This window comes from Hyphomonas sp. (assembly GCF_022844445.1).
Taxonomy (GTDB): domain Bacteria; phylum Pseudomonadota; class Alphaproteobacteria; order Caulobacterales; family Hyphomonadaceae; genus Hyphomonas.
The window spans coordinates 92,241-107,535 of sequence record NZ_JALHLS010000002.1 but is presented as its reverse complement, the minus strand read 5'-3'; the positions used below and the strand labels follow the sequence as shown (position 1 = coordinate 107,535).

Annotated in this window: 14 protein-coding genes; 6 read left to right on the top strand and 8 right to left on the bottom strand. The window is 63.5% G+C overall.

Features of this window, described 5'->3' with window-relative positions; all coding sequences use genetic code 11:
- Positions 1–175: 175 nt before the first annotated feature.
- Both Q0C17_RS03580 and Q0C17_RS03575 read left to right on the top strand, forming a co-directional pair.
- Positions 176–3,052 carry an AMP-binding protein gene (locus tag Q0C17_RS03580; protein WP_291201425.1) on the top strand — a complete coding sequence of 959 codons (2,877 nt, stop codon included), beginning with the start codon at positions 176–178 and terminating at the stop codon, positions 3,050–3,052.
- 121 nt (positions 3,053–3,173) lie between these two features.
- Positions 3,174–4,574 (top strand): Mur ligase family protein, encoded by a 1,401-nt coding sequence (locus Q0C17_RS03575; protein ID WP_291201422.1) that lies wholly within the window; start codon positions 3,174–3,176, stop codon positions 4,572–4,574.
- On the opposite strand, the gene folK is transcribed toward Q0C17_RS03575, so the two are convergent.
- Genes folK through Q0C17_RS03555 form a run of 4 tightly spaced genes read right to left on the bottom strand, consistent with a single transcriptional unit; the run spans position 4,561 to position 7,237 of the window.
- Positions 4,561–5,079, bottom strand: a complete 519-nt coding sequence (folK, locus tag Q0C17_RS03570) for a 2-amino-4-hydroxy-6-hydroxymethyldihydropteridine diphosphokinase (protein ID WP_291201419.1) — start codon at positions 5,077–5,079, stop codon at positions 4,561–4,563. The genes Q0C17_RS03575 and folK overlap by 14 nt on opposite strands.
- Positions 5,076–5,438, bottom strand: coding sequence for a dihydroneopterin aldolase (folB, locus tag Q0C17_RS03565; RefSeq protein ID WP_291201416.1), 363 nt, complete (start codon positions 5,436–5,438; stop codon positions 5,076–5,078). The genes folK and folB overlap by 4 nt, the downstream gene beginning before the upstream one ends.
- Positions 5,435–6,271, bottom strand: coding sequence for a dihydropteroate synthase (gene folP, locus Q0C17_RS03560; protein ID WP_291201413.1), 837 nt, complete (start codon positions 6,269–6,271; stop codon positions 5,435–5,437). The genes folB and folP overlap by 4 nt, the downstream gene beginning before the upstream one ends.
- A gap of 33 nt (positions 6,272–6,304) precedes the next feature.
- The gene (locus tag Q0C17_RS03555) at positions 6,305–7,237 is read right to left on the bottom strand and encodes an alpha/beta hydrolase (protein WP_291201410.1); all 933 of its coding nucleotides are present in this window, start codon (positions 7,235–7,237) and stop codon (positions 6,305–6,307) included.
- 71 nt (positions 7,238–7,308) lie between these two features.
- On the opposite strand from Q0C17_RS03555, the gene Q0C17_RS03550 reads away from it, so the two are divergent.
- Complete coding sequence (locus Q0C17_RS03550) at positions 7,309–8,529, top strand: aminotransferase class V-fold PLP-dependent enzyme (protein WP_291201407.1); 1,221 nt, start codon at positions 7,309–7,311, stop codon at positions 8,527–8,529.
- Here the strand turns inward: Q0C17_RS03550 and Q0C17_RS03545 are convergent, their stop codons facing one another.
- Positions 8,530–9,561, bottom strand: a complete 1,032-nt coding sequence (locus Q0C17_RS03545) for a hypothetical protein (protein ID WP_291201404.1) — start codon at positions 9,559–9,561, stop codon at positions 8,530–8,532. It lies immediately after the preceding gene.
- Between the two features lie 5 nt (positions 9,562–9,566).
- Here Q0C17_RS03545 and Q0C17_RS03540 point away from each other — a divergent pair, with 5 nt between their 5' ends.
- The 3 genes from Q0C17_RS03540 to Q0C17_RS03530 are packed head-to-tail and all read left to right on the top strand — an operon-like array spanning position 9,567 to position 12,675.
- The gene (locus Q0C17_RS03540; RefSeq protein WP_291201401.1) at positions 9,567–10,553 is read left to right on the top strand and encodes a haloalkane dehalogenase; all 987 of its coding nucleotides are present in this window, start codon (positions 9,567–9,569) and stop codon (positions 10,551–10,553) included.
- 17 nt (positions 10,554–10,570) lie between these two features.
- The gene (locus tag Q0C17_RS03535; protein ID WP_291201398.1) at positions 10,571–12,229 is read left to right on the top strand and encodes a sulfatase; all 1,659 of its coding nucleotides are present in this window, start codon (positions 10,571–10,573) and stop codon (positions 12,227–12,229) included.
- A complete protein-coding gene (locus Q0C17_RS03530; RefSeq protein WP_291201395.1) occupies positions 12,217–12,675 on the top strand; it encodes a hypothetical protein in 459 nt (152 codons plus the stop codon). The genes Q0C17_RS03535 and Q0C17_RS03530 overlap by 13 nt, the downstream gene beginning before the upstream one ends.
- Here the strand turns inward: Q0C17_RS03530 and Q0C17_RS03525 are convergent.
- Genes Q0C17_RS03525 through Q0C17_RS03515 form a run of 3 tightly spaced genes read right to left on the bottom strand, consistent with a single transcriptional unit; the run spans position 12,658 to position 15,293 of the window.
- The gene (locus Q0C17_RS03525) at positions 12,658–13,602 is read right to left on the bottom strand and encodes an SUMF1/EgtB/PvdO family nonheme iron enzyme (RefSeq protein ID WP_291201391.1); all 945 of its coding nucleotides are present in this window, start codon (positions 13,600–13,602) and stop codon (positions 12,658–12,660) included. The two genes, Q0C17_RS03530 and Q0C17_RS03525, sit on opposite strands and share 18 nt — an antisense overlap.
- Complete coding sequence (locus tag Q0C17_RS03520) at positions 13,602–14,207, bottom strand: TetR/AcrR family transcriptional regulator (protein WP_291201388.1); 606 nt, start codon at positions 14,205–14,207, stop codon at positions 13,602–13,604. The genes Q0C17_RS03525 and Q0C17_RS03520 overlap by 1 nt, the downstream gene beginning before the upstream one ends.
- Positions 14,208–15,293 carry an MBL fold metallo-hydrolase gene (locus Q0C17_RS03515; RefSeq protein WP_291201385.1) on the bottom strand — a complete coding sequence of 362 codons (1,086 nt, stop codon included), beginning with the start codon at positions 15,291–15,293 and terminating at the stop codon, positions 14,208–14,210.
- Positions 15,294–15,295: the final 2 nt, after the last annotated feature.

The following is a 15,295-nucleotide window of genomic DNA, read 5'->3' as shown; positions in this document are numbered from 1 at the left end:
TTGATCTCCCCGCGTCAGACCGAAGCTCAGTCCCCCTCAGCATAAACCATACTTATCGCAGCGCCATTGCCTGGCTCAGGACGACCGCTCGCTGCATACCTGCAGCTCAGGCGGCACCGTCGGTAAACTGTCCCATTTCTTGCAACTCGTTCAGCTTCCTTAACGGGTTACCACCATGCAAGAGCAACCCAGAGTTTCCAAGGCGCAAGTTCCTGCGCCTGACGCTGCCGCGCCGCGGCGCCTTTTCGAGCAGATCGAACGGTTTGGAAACTCGACTGCGTTGATCTGCGAGGACGGTTCAAGCCTTTCCTATGCCGAACTTGCAGAGCGTGCCGACGCAGCGGTGCGGTCTGTAACCCTCGCGCGCGCGCTGATCTCAGTTGAGATGCCGAACCAACTCGAGGCGATACTGTTCTATATTGGTGCACTCCGCGCAGGGCATGTGGTCATCCCGACAGCAGGCGGGGATGCTGACACCTCCGTCCGGTTGGCCCTCAGGCCAAACTTTGGCTTTGCAAGCACCGGCGAGAAGTGGGCACTGACCGACTTTGACGCCGGCCCGATCGACATGGCGCCGGATCTCGCCGTACTGCTTTCGACGTCCGGATCGACCGGAAGCCAGAAATATGTGCGCCTGTCGCATCAGAACCTGCTGAGCAATGCCTGCGCGATTGCATCCTACCTCGAACTGCAGCCCGGCGAACGCGCGATTATGTCCTTGCCGGCGTACTATTCTTACGGCCTGTCGATTTTGCATTCCCATCTGCTGATGGGTCATACCATTGTGCTCAGCGAGCATTCGGTAACCGATGCGCGTTTCTGGGAACGCGTCGAGCGTGACCGCGTAAGCAGCATTGCCGGTGTGCCGCATACCTATCAGATGCTCGAGCTGGGCGGCTTCCTTGATCGCGACTATCCCAGTCTCAGATACCTGACACAGGCTGGCGGCAAACTGTCGCCGGACCTCGTAAGACGTTTTGCTCAGTGGGCGGAGCGGTCCGGAAAACGCTTCTATGTCATGTACGGGCAGACAGAGGCCGCCCCCAGAATAGCCTACCTGCCCCCCATTGATGCTGCGACTTTTCCGGACTGCATAGGGATTGCCATTCCCGGCGGCGTGTTGCGGCTAGAGCCGATTGGCGATTCTGCAGGCCTACCCGAAGGCGCCGGCGAGCTGGTCTACCGGGGCCCAAACGTCATGCTGGGTTATGCAACCTCCCGCGAAGATCTGTTGAAACCTCAAACTACAGATGAAGTCTGGACAGGCGACATCGCCGTTTGCAACGACCGGGGATATTTCCGAATTGTCGGCCGTACCAGCCGCTTTGCCAAGTTGTTTGGATTGAGGATTGGCTTTGACGATATCGAACGGCGTTTGTCTGATGCCGGCATCCAGGCGGCCGTTTCGGGAGATGATACAGGGCTAGTTGTTGCAACATCAAAAAAGGGATCTGCAGATACAATCCGCAGTTCACTGGCGCAGGACCTGGATATTCCTGCCTATCTGATTTCGGTTGTTGAAGTTGAGGAGATTCCGCGGCTGGCATCCGGGAAGACTGACTATGCGACAATACGGACTTTCCGTCGTGACACGTCGTTGTCCAGGCCATCCTCGCTTGTCGCAGAAATAACGATGGTTCTCGGTCAAGAGGATCTGGACACCCGGTGCAGCTTTACCGAACTGGGCGGCGATTCGCTCAACTATGTTCAGATGGTCCTCGCTCTCGAGAAGCACCTCGGTTACGTGCCAAACGGCTGGGAGAACACGCCGATACGCCAGCTCGCTACGCTGGCGAAGACGCCGGGCACCGGGACTGAAGCCGGAGCGGCGAAAAGATCGAACATTTCGATAAAGGCGCTTGATCTGGCAAGGTCAGGCGCAATCTTCCTCGCTCTCTTGATGCACTGCTTCTATCAAGTCAGTTTTCACGTTGTTCCAGAGCTGCAGTTTGTAGTTCGGACCGCGACCCCGATGCTGATGATCCTGTTTGGCGTGATGATTCCTCTCCTGTATGCTCCGCGTACAGCGCAGGCTGACCAAACCGAAGCGTTCCAGGACTTCCTGACGAAATCCCTGCAATGCTATGCCTTGTACGCGCTCAGCGTCCTCGCCTTCTGGCTGACAATCCCGTCGGGCTGGCTGTATGCGCTCGGATCCCTCGCCCTGGTCGGCGCCATGCCCTATTCGCAGATCCTGATCTTCTACGGCGTCATGTTTCTGCTGGTCCCGCCTATCCTCTTTGCGATTAAGAGAGTGGGATTCTGGACGCTCTTTGCCGCGGCCCTCGCCGTTCACATGGCCTTCATTCCCTTGAAAATGGTTCCAGCGCCGCCAGAGTTTTACGGCCAGCCAGTCTTTCAGAGACTGCTCGATCTCTTAATCGGCGCAGGCGCAGCTCCGTATGCCGCAGGACCGTCGATACTTCACAGTTTTGTCCTGCTTCTTGCCGGCTATTGGCTCGGGTTCGGCCTACGGCGCAGCGCGGACAGCCCGCGCCCCGGCCTGCAGCTCATCCGCTCACAGATACCAATGATGGCGTTGTTCGCAGTGGGGCTTGCCTTTGCCTTCTCGATCCCCGCCTATCCCGTTGACTGGATACGCCTCGTCAGCATGGATCTTCGTAACCTCAACCATCCTGCTTATGTCTTTTTCTTCGGACTCATCTGCATCGCGCTGTTGATTCTGCTGCTCGTCTCAAACGTAAGCGCCCGCGCGCCGAACTGGCTGATGACGATGGGTCGGCGCTCACTGTTTGCATTCGGGGTCGGAAACGCCATCATCCTGGTTTGGCCGCGCGACGGGTTGCCCTTCCTGAGTCCGCTTCCCGACGGGCTTCTGCTGATGTCCCTGCTGATCGCGCTAACCTACTCCTTCGACTATTGCATGCGCACCGGCCGGTATGGGCACGGTTTGGCGCGCCTGGTCTTTGATCTGACCAACGGGGGCAGTCGGAAGATCGCTGCATTGGCCGGCCTGATTGTTCACCTGTTCACGAGAAACAACGCGCTGATGCGCCCTCCGGCTGACGAGACCGTACGGCAAGCGGAATGAGCGCTTCAGTTCCGGCGGCTTGATCCGGCTGATCCGGCATAGAGATTTCCACATTACATCTCCGCAGGACACCGGACCTCGGTGATGGTGCCGATCAATCCGTTGATATAGAAGGCACGCCATGACCAAAAAGAATCGCTTTTTCTTCTGCGGTATCGGCGGCTCCGGGATGTTGCCGCTGGCGTTGATCCTGCTGGATCAGGGGCATGTGATCGAGGGGTCGGACCGGTCTCTGGATCAGGGGCGGACGCCCGCGAAGTTTGATTATCTGCGCGCGCGCGGCATCCGGCTTTATCCGCAGGACGGCAGCGGCGTGACGAACCCGGAGCAGGTCGTCGTCGCCTCTGCCGCCGTGGAAGATACTGTGCCGGACATCGCCGCCGCGATCCGCGCGGGCGCCAAGCGGATGAGCCGGGCGGACATGCTGTCGGCCTTGTTCAATGCGGCGCCGTTTGCGATTGGCGTCGCCGGGACGAGCGGCAAGTCGACCGTGACAGGAATGATCGCCTGGATTCTGCACCATGCGGGCAAGAGCCCGACCGTAATGAACGGCGCGGTGATGAAAAACTTCCGCACGCCCGAGGCGCTTTTCTCCAGCTCTCTCGTTGGAACCAGCGGCCTCTTCGTCTCCGAAGTCGACGAGAGCGACGGCTCCATCGCCGCCTACAATCCTCGCGTTGCCGTGCTGATGAACATCGCGCTCGACCACAAGACGATGGACGAGCTTCGCGCCCTGTTCGGCGGCTTTGCGGGCCGCGCGAAAGATGTGGTGCTGAACCTCGACAACGCCGAAACGTCGCGGCTCGCGGCCGGCTTTCCCGCCGCGATCACCTACAGTCTCGACAATCCGGCGGCGCAGCTGAGCGCAGGCTCCATCGTGCCGGGGCCGACCTCCATCGCCTTCTCCGTACACGACCGGAAGTCGGGCGAGACCGCCGCCATTCGCCTGAAGACGCCCGGGCGCCACAATGTGTCGAACGCGCTGGCTGCCATCGCGGCCGTGACGACGTGCGGCGTGACGCTCGTGGAGGCGGCCCGGGCGCTCGACGAATTTTCCGGGATTGCGCGGCGCTTTGACATCATAGGCACCGCGAACGGCGTGACCGTGATCGACGACTTCGGTCACAACCCCGATAAGATTGCCGCCACCTTGCGCACGGTGAACCAGTTTCCAGGCCGCGTGCTGGTGATGTTCCAGCCGCATGGCTTCGGCCCGCTCAAGAAGATGAGGTCCGAGTTTTCTGAATGCTTCGCGGATAATCTGGATACGGAGGATATCCTTCTGATGCCGGAGCCCGCCTATTTTGGTGGTACGGTAGACCGCTCAGTCGGCAGCGTAGATCTGGCCGCCGATATACGCGCGCTGGGCCGCAGCGCCGAAGCCCTGGGCGACAGGGCAGCCTGCGGCGCGCGGCTTCTGGAACTGGCAAAGCCCGGCGACCGCATCCTCGTGATGGGCGCGCGGGACGATACGCTCACACTCTTTGCGCAGGAATTGCTCGCTAGCCTCAAAGCGCGCTGAGCAAGGCCTGCACGCGGGCTGATTCCGGCTCATCCCATTCACACAGATCGTCAGCGCCCAGCTCCACCGCATGCTCGGCGACCGTGCGCCCGCCTACGATCCAGTCCGGCACAAGGTCTGCCAGGGGGGCGAGGACGAAACGGCGTTGCAGCATGCGCGGATGCGGCAAGGTCAGCGCCGGCGTCTCCAGCTCGGCGCCGGCCATCAGCAGGATGTCCACGTCGATCTCGCGCGGCCCCCAGCGCTCGCGGACCTGACGGCCCATCGCGGCCTCCACAGCCTTGCAGGCGGCGAGCAGTGCCGGCGGCGATAACCCCGTATCGATCCGCACGCAGAGGTTCAGGAAATCCGGCTGCTCCTCCACGCCCCAGGGCGCGGTTCGGTAGACCGGCGAGACGGCGACAAGATGGATGCCGTCCACAGCGTCCAGCCGAATAAGCGCCTCGGCCAGCTGCGCGGCGCGGTCACCCAGGTTGGTGCCGAGGCCGAGGCAGGCTGCGGTCAAGCGCGCCCGCGCGTCACGCTGACGCCGACATGATCGAGGAAATAGCGGATCGGCGCAGACGGCTTGCGCACCGTAATCGTGACACGCTGCACCAGCGGCTGGGTCGAGAGGATCGCCTCAGCAATGCGCTCGGCGAAGGTTTCGATCAGGTTGAAAACGGTCTCGGCCGACAGCTCCATCACGAGGTCGCAAAGTGCGCCATAGTCGACGGTATCGGCCATCTTGTCAGTGGCTGTTGCAGAGCCCGCGAGTTCGCAATCAATGTCGATGAAGAATTTCTGGCCCAGATTCTTTTCGGCGCTGTGCAGGCCGTGGAAGCCGTGCACACAGAGGTTTGAAACGAAAACCCGGTCAGTCATTGTGGCTCCCTGATGGCTGTCATCATGTCCAAGGCGTCGCGGTGTTCGGCCACGTCATGCACGCGCAGCACCCGCGCGCCCCTGTGCACTGAATCAAGTCCTGCCGCCAGTGTGCCCGCCAGCCGCTCGCCGATCGGGCGGCCGGTCAGCTTGCCGATGAAGGATTTCCGCGAGACGCCGACCAGCACCGGCCGGCCGGTCTCCACCAGCACGTCGAGATGCGCGAGGGCCTGCAGGTTCTGCTCATAGGTCTTGCCGAAACCGACGCCGGGATCAAACAGGATGTGTTCGCGGGGGATGCCTGCCCTGGCGGCCCGGGCGAAAGCTTCGGCGGCGAAGGCGGCCATGTCGGTGCGCAGGTCGAGGGCCGGGTCAGCGGTGCCGCGATGGTAGGTGATGACGGCGAGTGCGCCGGTTTCGGCGACCACGGCGCCAATTGCGGGATCGCGCGTCAGGCCCCAGACGTCGTTGATCATCACGGCGCCGGCCTCGGCCGCTTTTTGGGCGACCTCGGCCTTGTAGGTGTCGATGGAGACCGGCAGGGCGCCTTCGGCGGCGAGCATGGCGATGGGGCCGGAGACGCGCTTCCACTCCTCCACCGCGTCCACTTCCAGCGCGCCGGGGCGGGTGGACTCTCCGCCGATATCGAGAATGTCTGCGCCAGCGGCCTTCATCTGCGCACCTTGGGCCAGCGCGGCGTCCAAGCGGTCGAAACGGCCGCCGTCGGAGAAACTGTCCGGCGTCACGTTGAGGATGCCCATGAGGAGGACGCGCGGACCTGCCAGCCGGCTCAGCAGCTGGTCGCGAACCCTGTTGCGCGCGGGCCTGTCCATGGCGCTCCCTTCCAGTGTCCGCGCCGTTTAGCCTTACTTCACGAAGCTGGCCAGCGCTTCGGCTTCGGCGCCGAACGCAGCGGTACCCGGGGTGACGAGTTCGACATGGCCGGTGGCGGACACGACGATCAGGCTGGCGCGGTCGCCGGCCGCTTCGGCCTTGCGGGTCAGCGCCTCGCCAAGGAGCGGCGGGGCGATCCGGTCCTCGCTACCATTGACGCTGATGAAGGGCACGCCGATGGGCAGCAACCGGGCGGGCGAGGTGTCGGACAGCGGGTCAGGCCGCTCCGGCGACGGCGGACCGGTCAACTGGTCGTAGACGGCATCAAGGCAGGTAGGCGAAGTGACCGGGCGGGAGGCTTCAAGGTCGGCCAGGCCGCCGGAGACGACAACGCCCCGGAAGCGGAGCGGGTTGGAGACGCGAAGAGGACTGCTCTCAGGAAGCTTCGCGCGGGCGGCGAGCCACAGGACGAGATGGCCCCCGGCGGAATGGCCGATGCCGGTGACGCGGGAGAGGTCCAGGTTCCAGGCCTCGGCGCGTTCAAATAGTTCATCGGTAGCGGCGCCGACATCGAGATAGGTTCCGGGATAGCCGCCGCCGGGCTCGTCAACGCCGCGATACTCAATGTTCCAGACGGCCCAGCCCTGATTGCGCAGGGCGTCCGCCATAGGGTTCATCAGCGTGCGGTCGGCGATGGATTTCTGCCAGCAGCCGCCATGCACCATCACGATGACCGGATGAGGACCCCGGCCCTCGGGCAGCCAGATGTCGGCGACATCGGTGTCGCCCTCACCCCACTTTACCTCGACGGAGGGCGTCGGTTGCGGACGGGCGCCCAGGTCTGCCCAGGTCATGATCTTCGCGGGCTCAGTCACGGCCGGCTCCGGCACGGCTGCCTCCTGCTGCGCAGGCGTGCAGGCGGCGAGCATAGCCAGCGCCGATGCCGCGACCACAGATTTCCACACACGTCTCTCCCTTGCCGCCGAAGCCTTCGCCTCTACTGTCGCGAGTTCACCTGCCGAGGCAAGCCAGTCTGATGATCCCAATCCCCATTTCCCGCGCCGAAGCGCTTGAGCAGGATGCGGCCGATCCCCTGGCGGAGCGGGCGGACCTGTTCGACCTGCCGGCAGGCGTGACCTATCTCGTCGGCCATTCGCTGGGGCCACCACCGGCAGGCGCCCGGGCGAGGCTCTCGGCGACGCAGGCGGACTGGGCGGGCGATCTGGTGCGCAGCTGGAACTCGGCCGGATGGATCGACCTTGCCGAGCGGACAGGCGACCGGCTGGCGGCGCTGATCGGCGCGCAGCCGGGCGAAGTGATCGTCGCAGACAGCGTATCGGTGAACCTTTTCAAGCTGGCGGCGGCGGCGCTGCCGCAGGCCCGCACCTACGCCCTCTTCGTCGAGGAGGACGAGTTTCCGACCGACCAGTATATTGCGGCGGGGCTGGGCGGCCTCAGCGGCGCGCAAGTGCGCCAACTGGCGCCGGGCGGAGGGTTTGACGCGCTGAAGGCGGGCGGCGTGCTGATCAAGAGCGCGGTGAACTATCGCTCGGCAGAGGTAGCGGACATGGCCGCGCATGAGCGCGAGGCGAAGCGGCATGGCACGCGGATCATCTGGGATCTCAGCCACGCGACAGGTGTGCTGGACCTGAAGGTCGGCGCGGACGGCGCGGTCCTGGCGGCAGGATGTACTTACAAATACCTGAACGGCGGGCCGGGCGCGCCATCGTTCGTGTACGTATCTAATGCACTATCGGGGAAGCTATCCAATCCCCTGCCCGGCTGGATGGGGCATGCGGCCCCGTTTGCGTTTGATGAGAAATATGTGCCGAGGGACGGCGCGGCACGGTTTGCGAGCGGCACGCCGCCGATCCTGTCGCTGGCGGCGCTGGCCGGGGCGCTGGAGGCCCTGGAGGGCGTGGATCTTACCCAGCTGCAGGCGAAGGCGCGGGCCCTTGGCGCGCTGGCGATAGCGCGGGCGAAGGCGATCGGCCTCGATGTGCCAAGCCCGGCGGAGGACGCGCGGCGCGGCGCGCATGTCAGCCTGCGGATCGCCGAGGGCTATCCCGTGGTTCAGGCGCTGGCCGCGCGAGGCGTAATGGCGGACTTCCGGGCGCCGGACACGGTGCGCTTCGGATTCTCGCCTCTGTTCCTGACCTATGCCGGCGTGTGGGATGCGATGGACGCGCTGGCGGACATCCTCGCCAGCAAGAGCTGGGACCAGCCGCGATTCCATTCGCGGGCGAAGGTGACCTGATCAATCCGGGAGCTGACTGCGCCAGCGCGCTCCGAGCTTCTTGCGGATGAGCGTGCGGACATCATCATAATGCTGGCCAAAATCCTCTGCCGCCAGAATGATATCGCCGATGCCGCCGGACTGGTATTTGACGACGCGCGTGGCGACCTTGTTCAGGCCGCGCAAAATCGGGTTGTAGGCAACGAATACAGAATCCGGATCCTTCAGGGACACGACGATCGTGGGAGCCGTTCGCGGGCCACCGATGTTCGCGGCGCCGCTCGTGAGAAGTGGCGCCTCGGCGCCTTCCGATATTTCGCTCCACTTGATGAGGCCGGGCGATACATCGCCCGGTTCATAGATGAAGCCCAGGTCGGTCGCGACGAAGAAGGGCAGTTGCCGGACGGCGCGGAGCGTGAAGGCGACGAGAAGGAAGTGCGCAACGAGATAGAAAAAGAGAAGATACAGCAATGCATCCAGTCCAAGGGCAGCACTATCAAGATCGGTCGCGCCCGGAACAAAGACGACCGCGTTCAGGCCCACGGCGAAGAACAGTGCCAGGAACGGGAGGATGAAGCGGGTTGCGAAGCGGGGCGGATAGAGTTCGATCAGCGGCGTTCCAAGTTTTCGCCGCTGGCGCTTTCGGGAAAACTCAATCAGCAGGAATTGCCAGACGAGCGCCACCAGGACGACGTAGAAGAACAGGATGACGATGATCGCGAAGGGGTCTTCGGCAGTTTTGAAGAAACCCCATACCTGCTCAGTCCAGTATCGGTAGCCGCCGAAAAAGTCGGCGAGAAAAGCCAGGAGCATCAGGGCGCCGACAGGATAGAAAATCCACTGCAGGACGCCGAGTATCGTCAACTGCCGCTTGTTCAAGTTGAGCCCTCCCAAGCTTCCAGACCGGTAATTTACGGGCAGTTTCGAGCCTTGTCGATCAAGGGAGAATGAACCGGGCCGGCGAAAGAGACAGGGCCGCAACGAATGCCGGTTGACCCGGCTCATTATTGGCACTATTCGTGCCATATTATAGACACTGCTCGCGGGGGACAAGGCCTTTGAAGATACTCAGAACACCTGACACGCAATTCGCCAACCTGTTCGAGTACGGATTTTCGCCGAATTATCTGGAGATTTCCGGGCCAACCGGAGAGCCAATGCGGATGCATTATCTCGACGAGGGCCCGAAGGACGGCGAGCCAATCCTCTGCCTGCACGGGCAGCCCTCGTGGAGCTATCTCTACCGCAAGATGATCCCGGTACTGACGAAAGCGGGATTTCGCGTTCTGGCGCCGGACCTGATCGGCTTTGGCCGCTCGGACAAGCTGGCCGAGATGGATGACTATAGCTATAGCGGGCACGTCGGCTGGCTGAACCAGTGGCTGACGAAGATGGACCTCAATGGCCTGACGCTGGTGTGCCAGGACTGGGGCGGGCTGATTGGCCTGCGCGTGGCAGCTGACCAGATCGGCCGGTTCAAGCGCATCGTGGTGGCGAATACGGGCCTGCCGAGCACGGCGATGATCTCGGACGAGATGTCGGCCTTCCTTGGCCAGATGTATCCGGCTGTGCCGGTGCCGGACGCCGCGATGGTGCGCGAGCAGTTCCAATCCGGCGGGCCGGGCGCGTTCCTTTTCTGGGTGAAGTATGCGAGCGAATCGCCCTCCTTCTCGGTGCGCGATGTGTTCGGACTGCTTTCGGGCGTAACCGATCCGCGGATCCTCGACGGCTATGTTGCGCCCTTCCCGGATGACAGCTTCATCGCGGGCGCGCGCAAGTTTCCGGCGCTCGTGCCTCTTCTGCCCCAGCACAAGGACCAGCGCCTCGCCAATGACCGCGCCTGGTCGGTGCTGGAAGGCTTCCAGGGCCGCACACTGATTGCCTTCAGCGACAACGACCCGGTGACCAAGGGCGGCGACGCAATTTTCAAGGCGCGCATTCCTGGCGCCGATTGTGTCACCATTAAAAATGGCGGACACTTCCTTCAGGAAGACCAACCTGCCGCGTTCTCGGAGGCGATCATCGCCTTCATGCGGCAGGGCTGAACGGGGGCGCGCGCCAAATGAAACGGATCCTGCTGATCGTATTGGCCTTCATCGCCTGCGCGGGCGCGCTGGCCTGGGGTTTCAAGAAAGAGATCATTCTATTCCTCGTGACGCGCGCGGACAGGCCGGCGATTGCCGAGTATGCCCCGGTTGCCTGGCAGCAAGGACCGGCGCAGGCAACCTTGCCGGCGGGCGAGCGGCCGCCGAACATCATCTTCATTCTCGTTGACGACCTCGGCATCAATGACCTCTCGACCTTTGGCGGCGGTGTCGCTGGCGGGCGCGTGCCGACGCCGAACATCGACGCGCTGGCCGCACGGGGCGCGAACTTCACCAACGCCTATTCCGGAACCGGCACCTGCGCGCCCTCGCGCGCGATGCTGCTGACCGGGCGTTATCCGACGCGGACCGGATTCGAGTTTACGCCGACGCCGAACGGCATGGGCCGGATCGTGACCATGTTTGCCAATGAGGACACGCGGGGACGGCCGAAGGTAGGCTTTGACCGGAAAGCGGCCGCCACGCTTCCCGATTTCGAGGACCAGGGGCTGCCTGGCTCGGAAGTGACCATTGCTGAAATGCTGAAGGATGAGGGCTATCACACGGCGCATATCGGCAAGTGGCATCTCGGCAATTCGGGCGAGTTCCATCCGAATGCACAGGGCTTTGATGAGAGCCTCAACATGACAGGGCTGCTTCATCTGCCTGCAGATGATCCGGAAGTGGTGAATGCTAGGGTGGACTCCGATCCGATCGACAAGTTCCTCTGGGCACGCGGCGATTTCTCGACCTCGTACAATGGGGGCGCGAAGTTTGCGCCGGGCGGATACCTCGCCGATTACTGGACCGAAGAGTCTCTGAAGGTGATAGAGGCAAACAAGCACCAACCCTTCTTCCTCTACCTTGCACACTGGGGCGTGCACACGCCGCTTCAGGCAACCAAGGAAGACTATGATGCGGTCGGCGATATCGGATCGCACCGTCTACGCGTCTACGCTGCAATGCTGCGGGCGCTCGACCGCAGCGTGGGCCAGATAGTGGCGAAGCTTGAAGAAGAAGGTCTGGCCGAGAACACGATCATCGTGTTTTCCAGCGACAATGGCGGGCCGGGCTACATTGATCTGGCGGGCATCAACGACCCTTATCGCGGCTGGAAGCTCTCGCTGTTTGAAGGCGGCATCCGTGTACCGATGTTCGTGAGCTGGCCGGCCCGTATTCCGGCAGGCACGGTGATCGACACGCCGGTGGCGCATATCGACGTGACGCCGACGCTGGCCGAAGCGGCGGGCGCAGACCTGCCGACAGGTGTGGAGATCGACGGACGCAGCCTCCTTCCTTTGGCGCAAGGTACGGGCGGACTGGCGCGGCCCGACGATGCGCTGTTCTGGCAGAGCGGCTATTATCGCGTGGTGCGGGCGGGTGACTGGAAGCTGCAGGTGGACGGCAAGCAGGGAAAGTCGTGGTTGTTTGACCTCGGCAAGGATCCGACCGAATCTACAAACCTCGCCGCAAGCGAGCCGGAGAAGCTGGCGGAGTTGCAAGCGCTGCTAGAGCGACATCACGCCAATGCCCGCGCACCGCTTTATGCGTCGACATCGGACATCCCGGTGGCGATCGACAAGACCGGCGCAGAGCAGCTGACGGCTGGGGATGAGATTGTCTGGTGGCCCAACTGACGGCGGCCGTAATGTCCTTGTTGCCAGCCTCCACCAACGGATCCTACCGCGGCATGAAGGCGGCCGCCTGGGGGCTCACGGTCATTGCCGCCGCGACGATCATTCCGGCATTGCTGCACATCGGACTGCCCGACGGCGGAGCGGGTGTGATTGGCGGGCTTGATCTCTCGGGCGCCGAACGCACGATCGTCAGCCTGTTTGCATGGGCGGGGACAACACAGTTCGTCTGGGGACTGATGTTACTCGCGATATCCTTGCGCTACAGAACACTTGTGCCGCTCGGGCTCGGCCTGTTGACCGTTGAACGGGCCCTGCACACCTGGAACATGTGGGGCCCCAAGGGCTCGCACCTGGCCGGCGGCCATCATCCCCCGGAAGCCTGGGCTACGTTAGTCAGTGTGCCTGTTCTGACCCTCTTGCTGCTCATGTCACTCCGGCGGGCCTGAACCCGCCGGGAGCTCGTCTCTCACGATGCGGAAGCCGATATGGCTAGACGAGAAATCGACCTCCTGTGGCTGGCGCGCTGCGGGACGGTAGCGGCGGCAGAAATTGTCCGCACACAGATAAGAGCCGCCCTTGATCGTGCTGGCGCCCGCCTGGAAGGGCGTTGACGTCCACTCCCAGACATTGCCAATCATGTCGTAGAGACCGATGCCACTCGGCGCGAAGCAGCCCACCGGGGCGCGGCCGGAGAAGCCGTCTGCGGCCTGGTCCATCAGCGGGAAGAAGCCCTGCCAGGTGTTGGCGACGGGGTTTCCGGACGCATGATAGGCGCCGGACTGGGCATCGCCGGGATCGGGCAAACCGAGCGCCGCGGCGTATTCCCACTCCTCCTCGGTCGGCAGGCGCGCGCCCGCCCAGGCGGCATAGGCCTCTGCATCCTCAAGCGACACATGCACGACCGGCTGCAGGGCGCGGTTGGAGATGTCCGACCCCGGACCTTCCGGCGCACGCCAGGTCGCGCCGGCGACCAGTTGCCAGCCATCTGCGGGGGATGCGCGCTCGGACGGCATGCGGAAGACGGCGGAGCCTGCGGCCGGGCCGCCCGCAGCGGCGCTTTGCTCGGCGGTGGTGACATGACCGGTCGCCTCGACGAAGCGGGCGAACTCGGCATTGGTGACTTCGTGGGCCAGCATCTCGAAGCCGGCGACATGCAGCGACAGCTCAGGTGCTTCTTCTGGATAAAGGGCGTCTGCGCCTTTTCGGAACTGGCCTTCGGGCACGGTGATGAAACGGCCCAGCAATTGTTCATCGAAACCGCAGGCAGGCGCCGAAACATCCGCTGGCGATGTATCGGGGAGCGAGTGTTGCGGCGCAGGCTGGCTGCACGCAGCGAGAAGCGCGGCCGACATCAGAACCGGGACGCGTTTCATTATCCGATGAGGCGTTCCAGCACGAGACGGAAGACGATGCCGGCGTCTTCGGGCGAGAGGTCCGAATCCTGGCGCAGGCGGCGCCAAGTCTGGAAACTGGCGGAGGTTTCGATGGCGGCGAAGAGGACCGGATCTTGGCTGATCTCCTCCGGCAGCAGCGCCATGAGGGCGGAGCGCTCCATTAACAGGTTGCGGCGGTATTCTTCCATCAGGAAACGTGACTGGAACCGCCGCAGGTTCGCCGAAACGCGAACCGGCAGGATGTGCTCATAGATCGCGATGCGTCGGTTGACGTGCTCGAAGAAGCGCTCGCGCCATTCCTGCGCCTCGAACGGCGCGAGGACTTTTGGCATGACCTCGCCATTGATGCGCTCGGCCATCTCGACATAGAGGCTGTCCATGTCCTCAAAATGGCGGAAGACGGTGCGCAGGCCGACTTCGGCGCGCTCGGCGACGCGGGCGGCGCTGGGGCTCATCTCACCTTCGCGGATCAGGCTGAACATCGCCTCGATGATCTGGGCGCGGCTGCGCTCACTGCGCTGGCGGCGGCCGTCAGAGGCCTCGTTCTTGGCGGCATCGCGCGGGACGATTTTCAGGTCGGTCATTCAGAAGGCTTTCTTAACGGTGATGTCCTGGGTGCCAGCCGGGAGCGAGTAGATGAGGCCATCTTCGGCGACCTCGATGGGACCGTCAAATAAAGCCTTTGTCTCCTTGGTGAACAAGGCGTTGAGTGCACGTGAAGGCAGCGGCGGGACGGTATGGTAAAGCACGAGGCGCGAGACCCCGGCATCCTGGGCCGCTCGGGCGGCATCGGCGGGCGTCGCATGGTAGTCGAGGATATCGTTGAGAACCTTGGCAAGGTCGTCCCGGCCCGCCTCGGCCATGGCGTCGCGCATATGGGCGACCATTTCAGGGTTCAGCGCGTCGTGGAAGAGCAGGTCAGCGCCGGAGGACGCGGCTACGAGGTTCGGATCATAGATCGAATCGCCGCTGATTGAGACGGAGCGGCCTTTGAAGTCCGCACGGTAGCCGAACGCGGGCTCGACCGGGGCATGGCTGACCTTGTAAGCGGTGATCGTCAGGCCACCGGCATCGTAGACGACCGTCTGGCCGCCGGGGCCGGCGGGCACGGCAATCGGGATAGGCGCGCCGCCGCGGCCTTCAGGCGGCGCGATGGCGGGGCCATGGTGGCCGGTGCGATAGGTGCCATCGATGCGGTAGGCGGCGTTGAAGCCGCTGACGACTTCCTCGACGCCGGCGGGGCCGTGAACGGGCATGGGGACCTTGCGTCCGCCATTGACCCAGGCCTGCATCAGCAGCTCGCCGAGACCGTCCATGTGATCGGAATGCAGATGCGTCAGGAGGACGGCGTCCAGTTTGCCGACGGGATAGCCCATGCGGGTGAGTGTACGCACGCCGCCGGAGCCGGCATCGATCATGACGTGCTCTTCGCCTGCCACGATGGCAAGGCACGGGCCGCCGCGCATCGGATCGGGAAAAGGAGAGCCAGCGCCGCAAACATAAATGTGCAGGCCGTCGCCCAGGCTCGCAGCGGTGTTGCGGCCGATGTTCTTCTTCACCGCACGTTCGAACATTGCTTCAGAAATCTGTACGCGGAATATCTGGCTTCCGGCGAAGACGGCGGCGGCGGCAAGACCGGCGATAAGGAGTGTCCAGCGTACAGGGCCCATAG

Coding starts and splice junctions, on each gene's coding strand:
- Q0C17_RS03580 (WP_291201425.1), top strand. CDS start 176: ATGCAAGAGCAACCCAGAGTTTCCAAGGCGCAAGTTCCTGCGCCTGAC.
- Q0C17_RS03575 (WP_291201422.1), top strand. CDS start 3,174: ATGACCAAAAAGAATCGCTTTTTCTTCTGCGGTATCGGCGGCTCCGGG.
- folB (WP_291201416.1), bottom strand. CDS start 5,438: ATGACTGACCGGGTTTTCGTTTCAAACCTCTGTGTGCACGGCTTCCAC.
- folP (WP_291201413.1), bottom strand. CDS start 6,271: ATGGACAGGCCCGCGCGCAACAGGGTTCGCGACCAGCTGCTGAGCCGG.
- Q0C17_RS03550 (WP_291201407.1), top strand. CDS start 7,309: ATGATCCCAATCCCCATTTCCCGCGCCGAAGCGCTTGAGCAGGATGCG.
- Q0C17_RS03535 (WP_291201398.1), top strand. CDS start 10,571: ATGAAACGGATCCTGCTGATCGTATTGGCCTTCATCGCCTGCGCGGGC.
- Q0C17_RS03525 (WP_291201391.1), bottom strand. CDS start 13,602: ATGAAACGCGTCCCGGTTCTGATGTCGGCCGCGCTTCTCGCTGCGTGC.
- Q0C17_RS03520 (WP_291201388.1), bottom strand. CDS start 14,207: ATGACCGACCTGAAAATCGTCCCGCGCGATGCCGCCAAGAACGAGGCC.
- Q0C17_RS03515 (WP_291201385.1), bottom strand. CDS start 15,293: ATGGGCCCTGTACGCTGGACACTCCTTATCGCCGGTCTTGCCGCCGCC.